Here is a 19,152-nt window from a genome sequence, read left to right as displayed (position 1 = left end):
TAATGAGACATGCAGATATAATTATACTATATGTTGTATTATGTGTTGTATTCAGATGAATGAAAGGGGATAAGAAAATATGGTAAGACGACTAAAAGAAAACAAAGTTACAGGCATCCTGACAGCCTTGCTGGTTGGTATTGTTATGTTTGTAGGCATGGGAACAATGAAAGTAAATGCAACAGAATACAGGTCAGGAACGATTGATCCTACGACTCTACAGGTAGGGGATACGGTTTATGTAGGAGCTGAGTTATCTCCAGACAAACAGATAGTAGTCTGTAAGCAATGTCATATGATCTGGATAACATACGGTGGCTCTTCGCAATATTGGATTGGAGACAGAATCAATTCTATTGTAATGAGATCAGATGCACACAAAGATCATGCCGGTTATGTTGGATATAGTGAGTTTAATTTTTACTTCACAGGAGAATATTTACCTAGTAATACGCCATATACAGTTATGGGAAATTCAAATCTTGGATATACGATTAAATATAATACAAATGGTGGTAGTGCAATAGCGGATGCTGTTAAACAGACACATATACCGAGTACATTTCCAACAACGACCAAAGCTGGATATGATTTTATTGGCTGGTATACAGATGAAAATCTTACACAGCCGGTATCGCGAGAACTTTCAATATTTGAAGATATAACATTATATGCAAAATGGATAGAAATAGGTGCACATGAGCATACATTTTCTAATAGTTGGAGCAGTAATGCATATGGTCATTGGCATGCGGCAACCTGTGAACATAGTGATTTGAAGGAAGATTTCCAGGAACATTCTTATGGAACTGCAGGTGAAGCCAGATATACATGTTCAATCTGTAAGTATGTAGATGCAGATAAGAAAGCTGCGGCAGATATCGTAGATGCGTCAAATACAGTATTAAAAGCAGATGAAGTGCAGGTTGGAGACAAGATTTATTTTGGTAATCAGTTATCGCCTAATAAATGGATCACTGTATGTAGGAAATGTCATATGATCTGGATCACATCTGCTGACTCTGATCCGGATAATATAGATGTAGGAATCAGTGATGGAGATCAGAAGTGTTATGAGGTTAAGCAGACGGATGAGCATAAAAACCATAAAGATGATGTTGGATATGCAGATTTTAATTGGTATACAACAAATTCAAACAGTCCATTAGAGAGAAATGTTCCATATACAGTTATCGAGAATGATAACCTTGGATATAAGATCACATATAACACAAATGGCGGAAGTGAAGTAACTGAAGCTGTACACCAGAAGAAGCTCCCGGATGTGCTTCCAACAACAAGTAAAGCTGAATATGAATTTGCAGGCTGGTACACAGACGAGGCACTCACAAAGGCGGCTGTGCCGGGCAAAGCTTTAACAGGAAATACAATTCTTTATGCAAAGTGGACAGTGAAGCAGTCTACGCCATCAGATCCAGAGCCTTCAAAGCCAGTAGTAAAAGCAAAACGGACAAAAGTAAATGATCAGGCATTAAGCTCCAAGTTCAGTATCACTACAGGAAAGACGATAAAAGTAACGTGGGGTAAGGTTGCAAAAGCAGATGGATATGATGTATATATGGCATATTGTAAGAAGGGAAAATACACCGTTGTTAAGTCTGTAAAAGCTGCAAAGACCTTATCTGTGACGATCAATAAGCTGAACAAGAAGGCTGTAAATCAGAAAGATAATGTAAAATGTTATGTAGTTGCATATAAGAAGGTTGACGGCAAGAAAGTGACCATTGGAAAATCCATTACAGGTCATGCGGTTGGCAAGAAGAATACGACTGTAACAGATGTCAAGAAGATTCAGATAAAGAAATCTGCTTACAGCCTGAAAAAGGGAAAAACAGCTAAGATAAAAGCAACTATTGTTAAAAAGAATAATAAACTTCCACTTTTTGGTCATACAGCAAAATTCAGATATGACACATCAAATAAAAAGGTAGCAACTGTATCCAAAGATGGCAAGATCACAGCAAAAGGAAAAGGCACCTGTTATGTATATATCTATGCAGTAAATGGATGCGCTAAGAAAGTAAAGGTAACAGTTAAATAAAAGTAAATAGAAAGAAGTTATAAATTCGGCAGTGGCTTGGATGGACAGTAGTCTGAGACCACTGTCGTTTTCTGTAGTAGACAACGACATAACAGTGGCAACCTGCGTGAAATTATGCCGTTTTTAACAGGATTTCTTCAGTGATTTAGCTTGTATGGGTTGACACTGTTTAAACAAGAATGCTATAAAGAGAAAAAGGTGGGTAATTTCATAATTCAAATCTAAAAATCAAATATGGGGAGGTAATCTATGAAATTAAAAAAGAAAGTGTTTGGAATGTTGGCAGCAGTACTGCTGATGGTGACGGCTGTATTTATTGGAACGCAGGGTATGGGTCTGGTACATGCGGAGACTTTAAAGGTATCCATAAACGGAACCGAACTGCAGGATGGTAAATATTATGAATTTGGAGGAAGCAGAGGAAGCGGAACGATGAGTGAGTGTGCCCCGGATTCGCTTCCTGAGGTATATATCTATTATGATGCCGGCGTTATAGAAGTATATGGGAATGTAAGGATATATTCAAATGGAGGAAGTTCAACAGAAATCCTGAAAATTGAAAACGGAACCCTGACGCTGAAAGGGTCGGGCAGATTCTATTTGGCAAACAGTGAAGATACGAAAGCATTGATTGCCGGAACTGAGGATTCATCCCTTATAACGGATGAGTATACTGGAAATATTGTGCTTAACGGATATGGCGGAAATGCTCTTATAAAAGGACTTTCTTTGGTAGATTTAAAAACCACCGGAGAAATAGCACTTAATAGTAATGATGCAATGGTCGGTGATGCATTCATATCTGCCGGCTCTGTTAAGCTTGAGGCAAATAATTTTGGCTTATACCTGTCGGACGGAACGGTGAAGCATATGATAGAGGCAACGGATGCACAAAACGGAGAAATCAGCTTGATAAAAACAGGCACCCGTAATTATTTGGATTTAATTAATGGCAGTAATATTAATGCATCAGAAGCCTTTTTCAAAGCAAAAGATATTTATCTGTCATCAAATGGAACTACTTCGAATCGGAGTATATTGTTTATTGGAGAAACAATAGCAGAAGGTAATCTTAAGGTAGAAACCCAAAGTGGTGTAGAGATGAATGTCCAGAAGACCGCAGTAAATGGTAATCTTAAGATAGATACAACAGGCAGCGGTTATGAAAAAGTAACCAGTGAAGAGGGCGTTGTATCAACCGGAAATACAGAAATCAATGCACCTGCGACAACTGTTCTGTTACAGGCAAATGGTAATGCTGCTGTAATCGAAGGAAATGCGAAGATCAATGCAAAAAGAATATCCATGATGAGTGCAAATAATGCAGTAATTGCTGGTAATGCAGAGCTTCAGGCTCAATATGGGATTACCCTTACCGGAGCAGGGGGATATCCGGTCATAGGGGGAAGCACCATTATACTGAATACATCAGGAAACGAGATTTCGATAAGCAGAAGTGGAAGTACTGATTCCAATACTATACCGCTCCTTGGAGGGACATTGCAGACCCGGAATGATACAGTATCGTATGAAGATGGAGAGAAAAAATGGGTACAGATGACGGCAACCGGTCAGATATATTATGCAGATAATTGTGAACATCCGATTATATTAGGATATTCCGGTCGCTGTATGGTGTGTGAAACATCCAATATTGAATATGCAGAGCTGATAGGAGCAGATGGAACTTCAAAGAGGATGCTGAATGGTGATCTTGGCGGAGAGGGAGCATATAATGATCTGAGATACTTAGAGGATGGAGATACCATAAAACTTATCCGGGATGTGTATGCAAACGGAAGATATGTGGCGATTGATGAGGCGAAAGCTGTGACACTTGATCTGAATGGACATACGTTAGCGATTGGTACACTTGCCGCAGAAAATGACCTTACAATTATAAATGGTAACTACAAAGGCAAGATTGAAAATACTGGTACCAGTCTTACTAAAGTATTGACTTTCCAGAATGCAAAGGCAAGACTTGGAAATTTGCAATGGATGACAAATAGTGGAGTAGTGCTCGAAGAAAGTGAAGTTACGGTAGCAGGAAATAACAGTTCTGGGCAATGCTGGTTGGAGAAGCTTACAATGGATAAAACTTCAAAACTGGTATTAAACAATGTGGGGGATGGAATCGGAAATTATGGTCAGAATACACTGGAAGAGAGTCTGGGCTCCATTCAGGAATTTCTGCCAGACGGTTATTCACTTGTACGGAGAAAAAAACATCCGACAGATACAGCAGACAGAAATACAATCAATGACCCTAGTGGAGAGATCGCTCAAAGTGCAGAACTTCGTTATCGCAGAATGACTGATACAGAGGTATCTGTTACACTGAATCCGACAACATATACCTATGACAAAAAAGCAAAGGAGCCGGAGGTATTTGTGACCTATGCCGGACAGACACTGGCAAAAGATAAAGATTATACGGTTGCTTATGCAGATAACATAAATGCCGGAAATGCAGTTGTTACGATTACAGGTATGGGCATATATCATGATGAGACACAGGTAAAGTTTAAAATCGAGAAAGCAGCCAAAGCAGCGCCAGCAAGGCTGACTGCCATAAATGTAAGTAAGGCAGGGGCAAAGGACGGAGCAATCGATAAGCTGACGACAGCAATGGAATACAGTACAGATGAGGTTCATTGGGTCAGTGTAACATCAGGCACAATGGTGAGTGGGCTTGCAGCAGGTAATTATTATGTACGATATGCAGAGACAGAGAACTATCTGGCATCTCCGGCAATAAAGGTAGTGATCGCTGTTCCAGTGAGCTCCTATAAGCTGACAAATGCAAAGACAGCTGTTACTTTGGGTACAACAAAATATGCTTATAACGGAAAGGCGAAGAAGCCTTTGGTAAAATCTGTAACCTTTGCTGGAAAGAAATTGAAGGCAGGAACTGATTATACAGTTACCTATAAGAAGAATAAGAATATTGGAAAAGCATCCGTGATTATCAAGGGAAAAGACAAATATACCGGAGGCATAACCAAGAACTTTATAATATATGCAAAGAAAGGAACAACAGTAACATCTGGTGCATATAAGTATAAGTTTACCAGTGGTTCTGAAGTTGCCTTTGCAGGTATAAAGAGTACAAAGACCACAAAAGTAGTGATTCCGAAGACTGTGAAGCTTGGTGGAAAGACCTTTAAGGTAACTTCGATCGCAAAGAAAGCGCTGTACAATAAGACTAAAGTAAAGAGCGTAACGATCGGAGAAAATGTAAAGACGATCGGAGCATCTGCATTCCAGAAATGTAAGAAGTTATCTACGATAACTGTAAAGACAACAAAATTAAAGAGTGTCGGCAAGAATGCATTTAAGGGAATAAAAGCAAATGCAAAGATCAAAGTGCCATCTAAGAAATTAAAAGCATATAAGAAGATCCTTAAAAATAAAGGACAGGGAAACAAGGTTAAAATTGTAAAGAAATAAAAACGGGAGCTTTTTAATGGAATATAAAGTGCGTAGGTTATAAGCAACAATTAACACACTTTATATTCCACTTTTTTACGGAAAAATTGGATGAAAGAATTTTGGGTTATGTTAAAAACAAGATCTTAGAATATCAGCAAAATCCTTTATATATCTATCAGAGTTTATTCAGAAGGCAGTCGGTGGAGATCTGTTTGAGGTTGAGACAGTAGATGATTATTCGAAAGATTATCATAAATGTACAGAAGAAGCACAGCAGGAATTAAGAGAGAATGCAAGACCGGAGTTAAAAAAATATCTGGAAGATATTTCAGATTATGACAATATTTCCGTATGTGGCCCATGCTGGTGGGGAACTTATCCGGTAGCTGTATTTACACAGCTTGAACGGCTTGATTTTACAGGGAAAAAGGTAATACCATTCATGACAAATGGCGGATGACCGGGACATGTGATCAAGGATATGATCAAGGAATGTAAAGGTGCAGAGATCATAAAGCCAATGGAGATCAAATTTGACTCACAAGGCGGTCGGGTACTGCAAACAGCAGAGAACAAAATTAATGATTGGATCGCAGAGGTGAAAAGAAGCCTATAGAGAGAGTTAATATTTATTTTCCACTTTTATGAGCAGTGTGCTATAATGACATGGATTAGAAATGACTAACTTGATGTTTTCAATTCTTGTGTTCTGGCGAAATTGTGCGCCATATGAATGTGAAAAATACAAAGTCGACAGGCGGTATAAAAGAAAGGCTTGTACGGATGAATATTCATGAATTTGGAAAAGAAAATAAAGAAACAATTGTTTGAGAAGATGATACAGGAACTTTGATAAAGGAGACAGCTATGAAAAAACAGAGATATACATATCTGAACGATGGATTTGAGGGAGTTTTATATGAGGCAGAAAACAAGGATGACAGGCTACTGATCGTTATTCAGGGACTTAAGGGATTGGAACTGCCTGAGAAGTACGCGGAGTTATTTTCAGGGAAAGGGTATTCAGTTCTTGCCATGACTTATTATGGCGCACCCGGACAGCCGGATCAGATGCGGGCAATTCCTTTGGAGATGTTTCAGACTGCGGTTGACCGTATGAAAGAGTATGGAGATGGCAGATTTAAGCGTTTTGGTATGTATGGTAATTCCAAAGGCGCAGGAATGGCTTTGCTTGCTGCATCAGTTGTTCCGGATATCAGTCTTGTTATAGCTGCATCTTCCTTTGGACATATTATGCAGGGCAGTGGTAAGGCAGATGCAGATCCATGTAAGGCTATGGTTTCATATCGTGGAAATGATTTCCCTTATGTTTCAAATAAGCATATGTTCTCCAACTTCCTGAAAAAATGTATAAAGGAACATCATGTGCGGCTGTTGTATTTTTTTGAGGAATGGGAGAAAGAGGGAACGATTGAGAATGAGATACCGGTAGAAAAGATCTGTGGAGATATTCTTTTTCTTACCTCTACACATGATGAATCTGTTCCGGCAAAGCATGATGCAGAATTATTGACAGCACGGTTAAAGCGGGAGAACTTCAGCTATGGCTTCAAACACATCAATTCAGAGACTGGCAGTCATAATCTCGGATATTTTCCGGTAAATAATGGTGCGCTCCCAAGAGAGAAGAAATATCCACAGGAATGTCAGAAAGCAAGAGAAGATACACTTGAAATCATTTTAAAGACATTAAATGCGTGGAGCGTAGCTGATTTGTAAAGAAAAATATTTCTAAAATAAGATGTTGACACACATGGTTACATTTGATAATATTTATCGAGTAACTTAATATTCCATGAGGGAGTAGTTAGCGCGAAAGTGTGATTTGTCAACATTCTGATTATAATAAGAGAGTATAATCTGGCAAATCTTAAATAATGAGACTCATGTATATCGATTAACAGCTTGTGTAATATACACCGGCGGATAATTGATATACATGAGTCTTTTTTAATCTGTCGGACATACTTTATAGTAGCAGACAGTTCGGCTGACATCACTGGTATGGATAGAGAAAAAGGAGAATAATATGGAAAAATTCATTAACAACGCCCCGTTTGCTCTTGTAATTGTAATTCTTGTGATCGGTTTTGTACTGCTGATCAAAGGAGCGGATTTTTTTGTAGAGGGAAGCTCGAGTGTAGCAAAGAGACTGCATGTTCCATCTATAATTATTGGACTTACAATCGTTGCGATGGGAACATCACTTCCGGAAACAGCGGTCAGTGTATCAGCATCAATAGCAGGCAATAATGAACTTGCAGTTAGTAATGTAGTTGGTTCTAATATTTTTAATCTGATGGTTGTTATCGGAGTATGTGCAATATTAGCCACAGTAAATGTTGCAGGGGAAACGATAAAGAGAGATATTCCGCTTTCGCTTATATGTGCCGGACTCTTAATGCTTTTAGGAATAATCGGTCTTGGAGACAAAACAGGCATGACGCTGGGACATATGGATGGTGCTATATTTGTTGGTTTATTTGCAGGATACATTTTTTACATGATCAGGATTGCATTAAAGGCCAACAAAGAAGGAAAGAAAGTTGAGATTGAAGGTGGCTCGGATGAGGATATTAAGCTTGTATCCGTTCCGGTCAGTATTCTGTTTATCGTTGGTGGAGCAATAGCGATTGCAGTCGGAGGAGATGTGACCGTTGATGCTGCATCCAGAATCGCAAGTGATCTCGGAATGAGTCAGACACTGATCGGACTGACAATCGTTTCGATAGGCACATCACTCCCGGAGCTTGTGACCTCAATTGTTGCAGCCAGAAAGAATGAAGTTGATATGGCACTTGGTAATGCGATCGGTTCAAATATATTTAACATACTTATGGTACTTGGTATTGCATCATTGATCAGTCCGATCAGTATAATCAGAGAGAATATTATTGATCTGTGTGTACTGGTTGCATTTACTGTGTGCGTATGGATATTCGCAGAGACAAAGAAGAAAATCGGAAGAATCGAAGGGTTGTGTATGGTTGCTCTCTATGCAGTATATGCAGTTTATATTGTAATAAGATAAATGAGGGTATAACAACAAATGATATTATTTTTAAAGGTATTTTTTACGGAATTCATAGCGGAGATGGGAGATAAGACACAGCTTATGTTGATTGCTCTTACGTCTAAGTACAAATTAAAAGATATCATATTAGGAACTGCTGCTGCAATTCTTGTACTGAATGGTCTGGCGGTTCTTGCAGGTGGACTTGTCAGCGAATTTGTTCCGGAATGGCTCATTAAGAATATTGCGGCACTTGCATTTCTTTACTTTGCAGCATCAACGATTTCCAATGACGACGAAGAGGAAGAAGAAAACGGACGATCAAAGATCAAGTTTGCGCCATTGGCTGTTTTCTGTACATTTTTTGTAGCTGAGCTTGGAGATAAGACTCAGCTTACCGCTATAACATTTGGTGCAAATGAAGGTATGGGGGCAGCACTTATTGTATGGATCGGTTGTTCGCTCGGACTATTTGCAGCGGACATTCTTGGAATGCTGATCGGTTATCTCTTAAAGAGCAAAACTCCGGATGGACTGCTTAACACACTGGCATTTGTGATATTCTCGATATTTGGTGTGTATGCACTTTATCAGGGCCTTAAGCTCATCTCTTCAAGTGTCTGCCGGATTCCGGTACTGCTGATACTTATAGCTGTAGTCGTTGTATTTGCGGGCTTATGTGCATTCCTTTTCGTACGGCGAAAAAAGAAAAAAAATACAGGAAACGAATAGAATACAAATCTCATTTCATTAAATAAATAGTCTGGATGTCAACGATAAGATTAACAATTCTGATAGATTATTGCGCGAAATAGTAGAAATAGTGCCATTTTTGTTTGATATTATACAAGAAACACATAAAGATATATCGTATTATTGATAATATATGTTATATTTGTATGTAAGGAGAAAACATGATGGTTGAAAGGAAAACATTATCGCAATTATCTGTGCCAATATGCCTGGAAACTTTATTCTATATGCTTTCAGGGATGGTTGATACACTTATGTTATCATCTGTAAGTGATCAGGCTGTGGGAGCAGTGGGAACAGCAAATACTTATATAGGTGTTTTCATTGTCATGTTTGGAGTGATATCATCGGGTATGATAGCTGTTATGTCACAAAATATCGGAGCGGGAAGACCTGGGATAGCGTATCAGGCCAGACAGCTTGGACTTATGTTTAATGCGTTCATTGGTATTCTGATGTCTGTTGTTCTTGCAATTTTTTCCGGCAGAATACTTAAAATAGTAAGTATTGCTCCTGCTTTGTTTGAACCGGCTGAAACATACCTCAAAATTGTTGGTGGAACATGTTTTTTAAATGCGCTTATTCCTATTTTTTCCAGCTATTTGAGAGTATTTGGATATACAAAGCATTCCCTGATAGGAACTATTGTTGGAAATGTTCTTAATATAATACTAAATTCGGTATTCTTATTTGCATTTAACTGGGGAGTAATGGGAGTTGCCGTTGCCACGGTTATTTCAAGGGTTGTAAATCTTGTTATTGTAGCGGTGATGGGCGCTGTACTTATAAAAGCAAAACAAAGTCCTGATCGTATTTTGCCGCGAAAGATACTTGCGCAGATTGTTAAAATAGGTTTTCCTTCTGCATTTGAAACAGCACTTTATAATATAGCAATGACATTTATAGTGCGTTTTATGAATCAGATGGATGCGAACGGAATGAATGTCACAGCTCGTTCGTATGCTATGCAGATAGCAAATTTCTCATATTGTGCAGGAGCTGCACTGGCACAGGCTAATGCTATTATGACAGGCTGGAGAATCGGAGCAAAGGAGTTTGAAGAATGTGACAGGGGTATAAAAAAAGCAGAGATATATGGCCTTGTAATAGCCACATGCTTCTCTGTGACATTTGCACTGTCCGGACACATTATAGTGCATATATTTACGGATGATGCACAGATGATAAGTCTTGTTGTAAAATTGTTAATAATAGATATATTCCTTGAACTTGGAAGGGTGACAAATCTTGTGTATAGTCAGGCGTTAAAAACCAGTGGAGATGCAGTTTTTCCGGTTATAATGGGTGCAATTTTCATGTATCTGTTTGCGGTTGGCGGTACATATTTTCTTGGAATACATTTGGGCTTTCTGGCGGTAGGAGCATATATTGCCATGGCAGGTGATGAATGTGCGAGAGCTGTTGGAATGGTGCTTCGATGGAAAAGCGGAAAATGGAAAAGTAAGAGTCTTATAGAATTATAGGAGAGATTATGTATTTTGAATTAAAGGAAAATAAACCACATGGTACAAAGGATGATCCGTTCAGTATATATCACATAGAGAATGCGGGGCAGTCCTTTCAGATACCGGTACATTGGCATGATGAATTTGAAATTATATATGTAAAAAGTGGCTTTTTGACTGTAAATATATCAGGAGAGAACTATATCGGGAAACCCGGGGATGCCTTCGTTGTATCACTGGGTAATCTGCATTTTATGGGTTCAAAGACCGGTACTGTAGATTATTTTACTTTTCTTTTCCCATTGAAATATATATCTTTTTATACAGATGATATACTAGATGATAGATTACTTGAACCCTTAGACAGTGGTCGTCTGATGATTAGTCCCAGTGTAAAAGATACGATAAAAGAATTGTGTGAGCAGTTAATTGAGATATATGAAGCAAAAAAGAGTGAAAGAGAGTTGAACATAACGACGCAGATAAAGATCAAAATAATTCTTTTACAATTTATTCTTGAAATGTGGGAAAAGGGATTTATAGTAGAAAATAACACAAGTGGTAGAAACATTGTAGAAAAAGAAATGGTCTCGTATATACAGCAGAATTTTACAGGAAAAATATCATTAAGGGAATTTGGGAAGCAATTTCATCTTTCTGAAAAATATATATCCAGATATTTTAAGGAGCATTTTCATATTACACTTTCACAATATGTGGCGTATTTACGATTAGAGTATGCAAAACAGCTGTTGCAAGACACCGATATTTCTGTTACAGAGGTAGCAATGCGGAGCGGTTATCAAAATATAAGCTATTTTATCAGAAGTTTTAAAAAAACATACGGAGTTTCTCCGTTAAAATACAGAAAAAAGCAAGTTGACTGTATGCAATAACATTGTATTGGCCGCGTTAGCTCTGATTTTGTAACGTTTTACGTTTTATGGAGGAAAATGATAATGTCAAAAGATGAATATTTAATTACAGATGCCCCTATAAAAGCACTGACTGTATTTGCAATGCCTATGATTCTGGGCAGCTTCTTTCAACAGGTATACAATATGGCAGATTCAATCATTGTTGGTCAGTATGTCGGTGCTCCTGCACTTGCGGCAGTTGGCGCATGTGCCGCACTGACAAATGTTTTTATCTGTATAGCACTCGGTGCCGGGGTAGGGGCGGGAGTGCTCGTAAGTCGTTATTTTGGTGCCCAAAATTATAGCAAAATGAAAACAATTGTAGCAACATCCTTGATCAGCTTTTTGATTTTAAGCGTACTTTTGGGTATTTTCGGTTTTTGTTTTTCTCGTTTTATGATGACTTCATTACAAACACCTGCTGATATACTGGAGGAAGCAGTGTTGTACCTTCGCGTTTATTTTGTGGGATTTCCGTTTTTGTTTATGTATAACATTCTTTCAACGATGTTTAACTCAATCGGTGAATCGAAGATTCCGTTAGGCCTTTTGATAGTTTCTTCTATTTTGAATATTTTTATGGACATTTGGCTGGTAGCCGGTCTTGGTCTGGGTGTGTTCGGTGCTGCTCTCGCAACTCTTATTGCACAGGGAATTTCCGCCGTGTTCTCGCTTTTGATTTTCTTTAGCCGGATGCGTCGATATAAAAGTCCCTTTAACTGGTTTGACAGGCAGGAACTATCTTCTATGCTTCAAATTGCCGTTCCGTCTGTTCTGCAGCAGTCTACAGTGTCAATTGGTATGATGATCGTTCAGGCTGTTGTAAATCCATTCGGCACGCAGGCTCTTGCAGGTTATGCAGCAACGATGAGAGTAGAGAATGTTTTTTCATTGATATTCGTATCCATTGGTAATGCAGTTTCACCATATGTTTCCCAGAACTATGGTGCAAAGAAAATTGAACGTATCAAAAAAGGATATCATGCTGCGTTGGTGTTGGATGTATGTTTTGCAGTGCTTGCTTTTGTAGTCATTGAAACACTGCACACACAAATTTCTTCGCTATTTCTTGGTAAAGATGGAACTGCTTTGGCGTATCAGGTGTCTGGCGATTATATGAGATGGCTTGGTTATTTTTTCATTTTTATGGGTATTAAGATGGCAACTGACGGAGTCCTTCGCGGACTTGGAATTATGCGTCCGTTTCTCATTGCAAATATGGTAAACCTTGCGATACGATTGTCGGTTGCATTGATTTTCGCACCCCGTTTCGGTATTGCGTTTGTCTGGCTTGCTGTACCGGTCGGCTGGCTTGCAAACTTTCTGATTTCGTATGTGGCACTTAGAAAAAGCTGGAGAATTCAACTAAAATTATACAGCAATTAATACGGGAAAGAAGATGGAATGATATAAAAGAATTTGAGTGATTAAAATCGATTTACGCGTTTGTAAGAGATGAAGATCATAGAGTGTGGTTTTGTCAGTTTACATAGCATAAATCTCAATTAGTTTTATTGCTTTTTTCTTGATAATTACATATAATGTAAACGAGCAAGTACACTTGCTTGATTTAAGTGCGTTGCTACTTTGAGTGCAAACCTTTAATTTAAGTGCTTTGCAGCTTAAAATGCGAATTGTTAATTTCAGGGAGATAAGATGATTAGCTCCCTGTTTTGCTATACTATGGAGATAGAAATGAAAAATAAATCGGTGGATGCATTCTATACGGCTGAGATTTTGGCACTTGTAGTTGCTTTGATTTTCTTTGTGGCGGGTATGACGCAGGTGGTCGGATATGCCTGTAAGAAGAATCATACAACAGGAACTGTAACATATCAAAGTTCTCGGCAGAGCTCCAATCATGTCAAGGTACATAGCGGAAATGATGTCAGAAATTATAAATCACGTTATGGGAAAGGCATCCGGTCAACTTATACGGTGCTGCAGATTAAGTCGAATTCGCCTGTCAATGGTGCCGATGTGTTCTGGTATGAGGGAAATTGCAGCACTCTGGGCAGTAAGAATGTTTATATAGGCTATAATGATAATTCCATGTCGGTCTTATCACAGTTTGAACTGGTAATGACGATCATAAGCGGTGCATTTTTATTATTACATGCAGTTTCAGCACGGTTGCTCAGTAAGAAAAATCCATATGGCGGGAAGCTTTTCTGGTTTTTTAAATTTTGACCAACCCTGCCGGAAGTCATTTTATATTATGACAGAATTAAGTTGATAAAACAGAAAAATTAGAAATTTTAGAGGTATAAAGAATGATAAATTTAGTAGCACTTCCGTGTTTATGTGTAGATGTTTTTGATGGAACTGATGAACTATATGCTGGCGGTGAAGCCCTTAATTTTGCAGTCCATGCATCAAAATTTGAGGAGTTCAATGTTTCAATATTGGGTGCGGTTGGACAGGATTCTTACGCAAAATTTATTATGGATTCTATTTCTGATAAGAGAATAGATGTAAGCCACGTAAGAGTAGAAAAGGATAAAGTAACAGCGAATAATCGTACATATCTTACAGCCGACGGTGACAGATATTACAAAGATGATTCATGGACGGGTGATATTGTTGATAAAATGATATTGAACCATGATGAATTGGAGTTTATCAAAAAATCAGATGTTGTATTTGTACATTTTTGGGCAGGCTGTTTTGGACAAATTATAGATTTAAAAAAGAATAACAATTTCAGATTGGCAGTGGATTTTGTAGAATATCGTAATTTTAAAGAAATGGAAAAATATGCACCATATATAGATTATTTCATGATTAGTGGAGAGAAATCAATTCTCCCAATATTTGAAGCGTTTTCAGAGAAGTATAAAGGGCTATTTAATGTGTCTTTAGCTGATAAAGGAAGTGTTACATATCATAATGGTGAAAAGTATTTTGTTCAAGCTAATAAAGTTAAAGAAGTAATTGATACTACAGGTTGTGGAGATAGTTACCATGCAGGCTTTGTATGTTCACATTTGATAAATGGGAATATTTATGAGGCTATGAGAGTTGGGACAGAATTAGCAACAGAGACGCTGTCTCATTATGGTGGATTTTAAGAGGAAGAGAGTTTTTGGAGTTCCTGAATTTCAATGATGGTTGGAATAGTATTGGATAATCTGTTACGGTGAAAAGAATTGTTATGAGAAAACAGCATATATTTCTTTTTATAACAACCAACGGATGAATGCGGTATAAATTATTTATGCTGGATGTCGGATTACTGGGGGCATTAAGTGAGTTGCCGGCGACATCTATATTGGAAGAAAATGATATTTTTATGGAATTCAAGGGTAATCTCACAGAGCAATATATGTTGCAGCAGATGATTTCAGATACACCGCACACACCGTATTATTATGGAACAGAGAAAGCTACGTTTTTCGGCTCTAAAGTATATGGATCAGGAATGGATGGTAAATATACCATTGTATGCGGTATGTAATTTATAAATATCAGTTTGTATAAGGGAATCGTGAAAATGGATATTAGATATAAAAGACTTACAGAAAAAGAACTGAATACGTTTATTCACATGAGGATAAATCAGCTTAGAGAAGAAGGTGCTAAAGAAAAGATAGATTTGGTTCCTGCATTGAAGGAATATTATACTCGACATATGGCGGATGGAACATTTGTATCTTGGCTTGCCCTTGATGAGGAAAATATTATTGGAACAAGCGGGATGTCATTTGTGGAGAAGCCTCCCTATTTTGGATGCCCAAGTGGAAAGATAGGATTGTTGTCCAGTATGTTTACTGATCCGAAATATAGAAGAAGAGGTATTGCAAAGGAGCTGCTATCCCGCGTTATAGATGACGCCAGGGAATATGGCTGTGGAACAATACAGATTACGGCGTCTGATATGGGAGTTAAATTATATACGGATTTTGGATTTGTACATAATGGTAACTTCATGCAATATAAACTTTAACGGCTATAGTATTTCTGATTGAAATGGGTAGAAAACAGAGGGATTATTTGATAAATTAAAAAGAGGAAAAAAATTTGACGATTGGTGCGATCATAGGCAAAGAGTATGAGCAGCAGTATTTTGATGACTATTCCTATTTTTGTGATTTTATCAGTGGAAAATTAACGGAACAACCTATTTTTTTCAGAAGTCGAGAAACAAGAAATTAATTTAATAATGGCTTACATAAAAGAAAGTGGAACATACGCCCAAAAATTCTACAGCGGAAAAATATCAGAGAACAATGTGGATATGGAGAAGATTGCATATGTGAATGATAATTTGTACGATAGGATCTGCGATAAAATAGGACGCCTACATAAAGAAAATGGGGAGCCGATGCCATACGAGAAAAATGACGATATTGTGAGATGATTTCAAGAAGAGTGTTGGAGAAAAAACTTTTATGAAAAGCTTGGCTTTGAGGCAAATACGGAGGTAATGTTATTATGATCTTGTGCTTTTCCGGAACTGGTAATAGTCGTTATATAGCAAAGAAAATTGCAGATGAATTGCAGGACGAGATTGTAGATATGAATGCAAAAATCAAGGCAACAGATTATTCGCCAATGAAAACAGGCAGAAATATAATCGTAGTGGTTCCAACTTATGCGTGGCGTATTCCACAAATTGTATCGGAGTGGCTTTGTAAAACGGAACTGCTTTCTGCAGAACGCATTTGGTTCGTGATGGACTGTGGAGGCGAGATTGGGAATGCAGCGAAATATAATCGGCGCCTTGCGGAGCAAAAACATTTATGGTATATGGGTACAGCTCAGGTTATTATGCCGGAAAATTATATTGCTATGTTTGGTGCACCGAAAGCAGAAGAAGCAAGAAAGATTGTTAGAAATGCGGAACCTACTATTATGGATATAATTGCGCACATTAAGGCAGAGCAGCCGTTCGCTGTACCAAGAAACAATCTTTATGACCGGTTAATGAGTGGTCCGGTAAATCCGATTTTTTATCATTTCTTTGTGAAATCTGATGCATTTCGTACGGATGCTACCTGTGTCGGTTGTGGTCAATGTGTTAAGAACTGTCCATTGAACAACATTACGCTTAAGGACAGAAAGCCTGTATGGGGAAAGCAATGCACTCATTGTATGGCTTGTATTTGTTATTGCCCTACAGAAGCTATTGAGTATGGAAAAAAGAGTGTTGGAAAACCGCGTTACCACTTTGAAAAAATATTCTAAGAGTAATATTGATTGTAATCACGGTTATTACATTATTCGTGATAATATCATTGGTTCGCCATAAAGTATGCAGTTCAAGAGAAAAGGATTTATTAACTCCGTTAGGTGAACTGGTAGAAGTCAACGGGCCCAAGATGAGCGTATATACAGAGGGGGATGGTGATAAAACGCTTGTGTTCATGTTCGGAGGTGGAACCTGCTCGCCAATATTGGATTTTAAGTCTTTGTATTCGCTGCTTAGCAATGATTATAAAATCGTTGTAGTGGAAAAATTCGGATATGGCTTTAGTGATGTTGTAGACGAAAACAGGGATATCGATACGATGTTAAGCGAAACAAGGATGGCACTTGATAAAGCCGGAATAAAAGGCCCATATGTGCTTTGCCCCCATTCAATGTCCGGACTTGAGGCTTTATACTGGGCACAGAAGTATCCGGAAGAAGTTGAGGCTATTGTTGGTTTGGATATGGCAGTGCCAGACTATTATGATGAAATGAACATTAATATTCCTATTATGAAATTAGGGCAGTATGGTGCGGCACTTGGAATCACCAGATGGATACCGAGCCTTGCCGAGAGCGATGCAATCAAAGCCAGAACATTGTCTGAAAAAGAAAAAGAGATTTACAGAGCAGTATTTTATCAAAAAACTGCAACTGTAACGATGATCGATGAAGTAAAAGCTGTAAAACAGAATGCAAATATTGTAAAAGAAAACGGAATTCCGCAGGTGCCGATGTTATTGTTTATTTCTGACGGCTCCGGTGGAACCGGTTTTACAAAAGAAAAGTGGAGAAGTATTCCCGAAAATTATATTTCAGGTTGTGACAATGCAAGCTATATTGAATTAGATTGTCCGCATTATGTCCACGACTACAAATATGATGAGATAAGTAAAGAAATCAGGAAGTTTATTCAGTGAATGGAACAGGTGGTACATATGACTGTGTTGCTTTAATGGCATATTATGTCATTTGCAAATCAGTGACAAATCTTGACGAGATAGAAGAGATAAATGAGAACTTATGGAGGATGGAAAATGGTAAAACCTATTGTAAAAGATATTCTTTTTCTGGGACAGAAATCCGTTCCGGCAACACAGCTTGATATGAATGTGGTAAATGATCTTCGGGATACATTAGTTGCAAATCGTGAGCGTTGTGTCGGAATGGCAGCAAATATGATCGGGTATAAGAAAAATATGATTATTGTAAGTGCCGGACCTGTAGATATGATTATGATCAATCCGGTGATCTGTTCTAAGATCGGACGTTATGAAACAGAAGAAGGTTGTCTGTCATTAGAGGGAAAACGAAAAACAACGCGGTATAAGAAGATAGAGGTAGAGTTTCAGGATGCTGGTTTTGTAAAAAGAAAGATGGTATTTGAGGGATTTGTGGCACAGATTATTCAGCATGAGGTGGATCACTGTAATGGGATAGTGATATAACAGGAGACAAACATGGAAAAAGACTCAGGCAAATGGATCATGTATGGTGTAGACTGGGATGATCCGGAGTGTATTCATACAGTAGATGAGGCAATAGAATATATAAATGAGATTGGCTTCCTACCGCTTTTTAGAAATGATATACCGGGATTTTCGCTGGAAGAACGAACCGTGCCGGAGTACTGGTGGTGTGAGGATGTTGACAGAGATCCATGGATGTGGCGGGCGGTTATCGCAAGAAGACATGACATCGTATATGGCAAGTTTTTTAATAAAAAGGCAGGTTTTATATCGAGAAAATGGCTTCCTGTATTTGCCAATTACAGACGGGATGGATATGATTTTGATGCGCTGTATGAGGATGGAAAAGTCCCGAATAAGCATAAAAAGATCATGGATCATTTTATGGAAGAACATGTGGATACAGAACTGTATTCCAACGAACTGAAGAAAATGGCAGGGTATGGAAAAGATGGCGAAAAGGGATTTGATGGAGCTGTCACCAATCTTATGATGCAGATGTACCTTTGTAATTGCGACTTCAGAAAACGTGTAAATAAAAAAGGACTGGAGTATGGTTGGGATGTGGCGGTTTACTCGTCTCCGGAACATATCTATGGGTATGATTATGTAACCTCCTGTTACAAGGATGATCCGCAGGAGTCGTGGAATACGATCATCCGACACATGTATGATATTTATCCGATCGCAACAGATGCACAGATAAAAAAGCTTTTGAAATAGAATCAAAGAAATTTATTATATTTAATCAAATTTATCTTATGTGCAGGATAGGAGCACATATGACAGGCAGGAAACAGCAGGTTGCTTTTTATAAAACAGATTC

19 protein-coding genes are annotated in these 19,152 nt (G+C 38.2%); all 19 read left to right on the top strand.

Annotated features, from left to right (window positions below; genetic code table 11):
- The first annotated feature begins 79 nt into the window (after positions 1–79).
- Positions 80–2,062 carry an InlB B-repeat-containing protein gene (locus DWW43_RS07775; RefSeq protein ID WP_119963224.1) on the top strand — a complete coding sequence of 661 codons (1,983 nt, stop codon included), beginning with the start codon at positions 80–82 and terminating at the stop codon, positions 2,060–2,062.
- Between the two features lie 249 nt (positions 2,063–2,311).
- On the top strand, positions 2,312–5,515 hold the full coding sequence (locus tag DWW43_RS12325; protein WP_243104434.1) for a leucine-rich repeat protein: 3,204 nt from the start codon (positions 2,312–2,314) through the stop codon (positions 5,513–5,515).
- Between the two features lie 130 nt (positions 5,516–5,645).
- Positions 5,646–5,957, top strand: coding sequence for a flavodoxin (locus DWW43_RS07765; protein ID WP_119963258.1), 312 nt, complete (start codon positions 5,646–5,648; stop codon positions 5,955–5,957).
- Between the two features lie 9 nt (positions 5,958–5,966).
- Entirely contained in the window at positions 5,967–6,113 is a 147-nt protein-coding gene (locus DWW43_RS12085) for a hypothetical protein (RefSeq protein ID WP_165853044.1), read from the top strand.
- 251 nt (positions 6,114–6,364) lie between these two features.
- Entirely contained in the window at positions 6,365–7,237 is an 873-nt protein-coding gene (locus DWW43_RS07760) for an acyl-CoA thioester hydrolase/BAAT C-terminal domain-containing protein (RefSeq protein ID WP_119963223.1), read from the top strand.
- A 310-nt stretch (positions 7,238–7,547) separates the two neighbouring features.
- On the top strand, positions 7,548–8,549 hold the full coding sequence (locus DWW43_RS07755; RefSeq protein WP_119963222.1) for a calcium/sodium antiporter: 1,002 nt from the start codon (positions 7,548–7,550) through the stop codon (positions 8,547–8,549).
- Between the two features lie 18 nt (positions 8,550–8,567).
- Complete coding sequence (locus tag DWW43_RS07750) at positions 8,568–9,263, top strand: TMEM165/GDT1 family protein (RefSeq protein ID WP_119963221.1); 696 nt, start codon at positions 8,568–8,570, stop codon at positions 9,261–9,263.
- 185 nt (positions 9,264–9,448) lie between these two features.
- Positions 9,449–10,768: an MATE family efflux transporter gene (locus tag DWW43_RS07745; protein ID WP_347475257.1), complete on the top strand. Its 1,320-nt coding sequence runs from the start codon at positions 9,449–9,451 to the stop codon at positions 10,766–10,768.
- Between the two features lie 8 nt (positions 10,769–10,776).
- Positions 10,777–11,646, top strand: a complete 870-nt coding sequence (locus DWW43_RS07740; protein ID WP_119963219.1) for an AraC family transcriptional regulator — start codon at positions 10,777–10,779, stop codon at positions 11,644–11,646.
- A 63-nt stretch (positions 11,647–11,709) separates the two neighbouring features.
- Positions 11,710–13,053 carry an MATE family efflux transporter gene (locus tag DWW43_RS07735; RefSeq protein WP_207666006.1) on the top strand — a complete coding sequence of 448 codons (1,344 nt, stop codon included), beginning with the start codon at positions 11,710–11,712 and terminating at the stop codon, positions 13,051–13,053.
- 309 nt (positions 13,054–13,362) lie between these two features.
- Positions 13,363–13,857, top strand: coding sequence for a hypothetical protein (locus tag DWW43_RS07730; RefSeq protein ID WP_243104433.1), 495 nt, complete (start codon positions 13,363–13,365; stop codon positions 13,855–13,857).
- An 83-nt stretch (positions 13,858–13,940) separates the two neighbouring features.
- The gene (locus DWW43_RS07725; RefSeq protein ID WP_008402805.1) at positions 13,941–14,738 is read left to right on the top strand and encodes a PfkB family carbohydrate kinase; all 798 of its coding nucleotides are present in this window, start codon (positions 13,941–13,943) and stop codon (positions 14,736–14,738) included.
- Between the two features lie 128 nt (positions 14,739–14,866).
- On the top strand, positions 14,867–15,124 hold the full coding sequence (locus DWW43_RS07720) for a DUF4143 domain-containing protein (RefSeq protein ID WP_243000361.1): 258 nt from the start codon (positions 14,867–14,869) through the stop codon (positions 15,122–15,124).
- Positions 15,125–15,160: 36 nt separating this feature from the next.
- Positions 15,161–15,613, top strand: coding sequence for a GNAT family N-acetyltransferase (locus tag DWW43_RS07715; RefSeq protein ID WP_008402810.1), 453 nt, complete (start codon positions 15,161–15,163; stop codon positions 15,611–15,613).
- Positions 15,614–15,829: 216 nt separating this feature from the next.
- A complete protein-coding gene (locus DWW43_RS07710; RefSeq protein ID WP_119963217.1) occupies positions 15,830–16,027 on the top strand; it encodes a hypothetical protein in 198 nt (65 codons plus the stop codon).
- Between the two features lie 74 nt (positions 16,028–16,101).
- On the top strand, positions 16,102–16,854 hold the full coding sequence (locus DWW43_RS07705) for an EFR1 family ferrodoxin (protein ID WP_119963216.1): 753 nt from the start codon (positions 16,102–16,104) through the stop codon (positions 16,852–16,854).
- Between the two features lie 8 nt (positions 16,855–16,862).
- On the top strand, positions 16,863–17,777 hold the full coding sequence (locus DWW43_RS07700; protein WP_243104432.1) for an alpha/beta hydrolase: 915 nt from the start codon (positions 16,863–16,865) through the stop codon (positions 17,775–17,777).
- A gap of 117 nt (positions 17,778–17,894) precedes the next feature.
- Positions 17,895–18,305, top strand: coding sequence for a peptide deformylase (locus DWW43_RS07690; protein ID WP_119963214.1), 411 nt, complete (start codon positions 17,895–17,897; stop codon positions 18,303–18,305).
- 12 nt (positions 18,306–18,317) lie between these two features.
- A complete protein-coding gene (locus DWW43_RS07685) occupies positions 18,318–19,049 on the top strand; it encodes a hypothetical protein (RefSeq protein ID WP_119963213.1) in 732 nt (243 codons plus the stop codon).
- Positions 19,050–19,152: the final 103 nt, after the last annotated feature.

This window comes from Clostridium sp. AF15-41, assembly GCF_003604095.1.
Taxonomy (GTDB): Bacteria; Bacillota; Clostridia; order Lachnospirales; family Lachnospiraceae; genus Coprococcus.
The sequence above is the reverse complement of the archived record's forward strand: the minus strand, read 5'-3'. Positions and strand labels throughout refer to the sequence as shown.

Coding starts and splice junctions, on each gene's coding strand:
- DWW43_RS07740 (WP_119963219.1), top strand. CDS start 10,777: ATGTATTTTGAATTAAAGGAAAATAAACCACATGGTACAAAGGATGAT.
- DWW43_RS12325 (WP_243104434.1), top strand. CDS start 2,312: ATGAAATTAAAAAAGAAAGTGTTTGGAATGTTGGCAGCAGTACTGCTG.
- DWW43_RS07750 (WP_119963221.1), top strand. CDS start 8,568: ATGATATTATTTTTAAAGGTATTTTTTACGGAATTCATAGCGGAGATG.
- DWW43_RS07715 (WP_008402810.1), top strand. CDS start 15,161: ATGGATATTAGATATAAAAGACTTACAGAAAAAGAACTGAATACGTTT.
- DWW43_RS07745 (WP_347475257.1), top strand. CDS start 9,449: ATGGTTGAAAGGAAAACATTATCGCAATTATCTGTGCCAATATGCCTG.
- DWW43_RS07775 (WP_119963224.1), top strand. CDS start 80: ATGGTAAGACGACTAAAAGAAAACAAAGTTACAGGCATCCTGACAGCC.
- DWW43_RS07710 (WP_119963217.1), top strand. CDS start 15,830: ATGGCTTACATAAAAGAAAGTGGAACATACGCCCAAAAATTCTACAGC.
- DWW43_RS07725 (WP_008402805.1), top strand. CDS start 13,941: ATGATAAATTTAGTAGCACTTCCGTGTTTATGTGTAGATGTTTTTGAT.
- DWW43_RS07755 (WP_119963222.1), top strand. CDS start 7,548: ATGGAAAAATTCATTAACAACGCCCCGTTTGCTCTTGTAATTGTAATT.
- DWW43_RS07730 (WP_243104433.1), top strand. CDS start 13,363: ATGAAAAATAAATCGGTGGATGCATTCTATACGGCTGAGATTTTGGCA.
- DWW43_RS07760 (WP_119963223.1), top strand. CDS start 6,365: ATGAAAAAACAGAGATATACATATCTGAACGATGGATTTGAGGGAGTT.
- DWW43_RS07705 (WP_119963216.1), top strand. CDS start 16,102: ATGATCTTGTGCTTTTCCGGAACTGGTAATAGTCGTTATATAGCAAAG.
- DWW43_RS07735 (WP_207666006.1), top strand. CDS start 11,710: ATGTCAAAAGATGAATATTTAATTACAGATGCCCCTATAAAAGCACTG.
- DWW43_RS07720 (WP_243000361.1), top strand. CDS start 14,867: ATGCGGTATAAATTATTTATGCTGGATGTCGGATTACTGGGGGCATTA.
- DWW43_RS07685 (WP_119963213.1), top strand. CDS start 18,318: ATGGAAAAAGACTCAGGCAAATGGATCATGTATGGTGTAGACTGGGAT.
- DWW43_RS07690 (WP_119963214.1), top strand. CDS start 17,895: ATGGTAAAACCTATTGTAAAAGATATTCTTTTTCTGGGACAGAAATCC.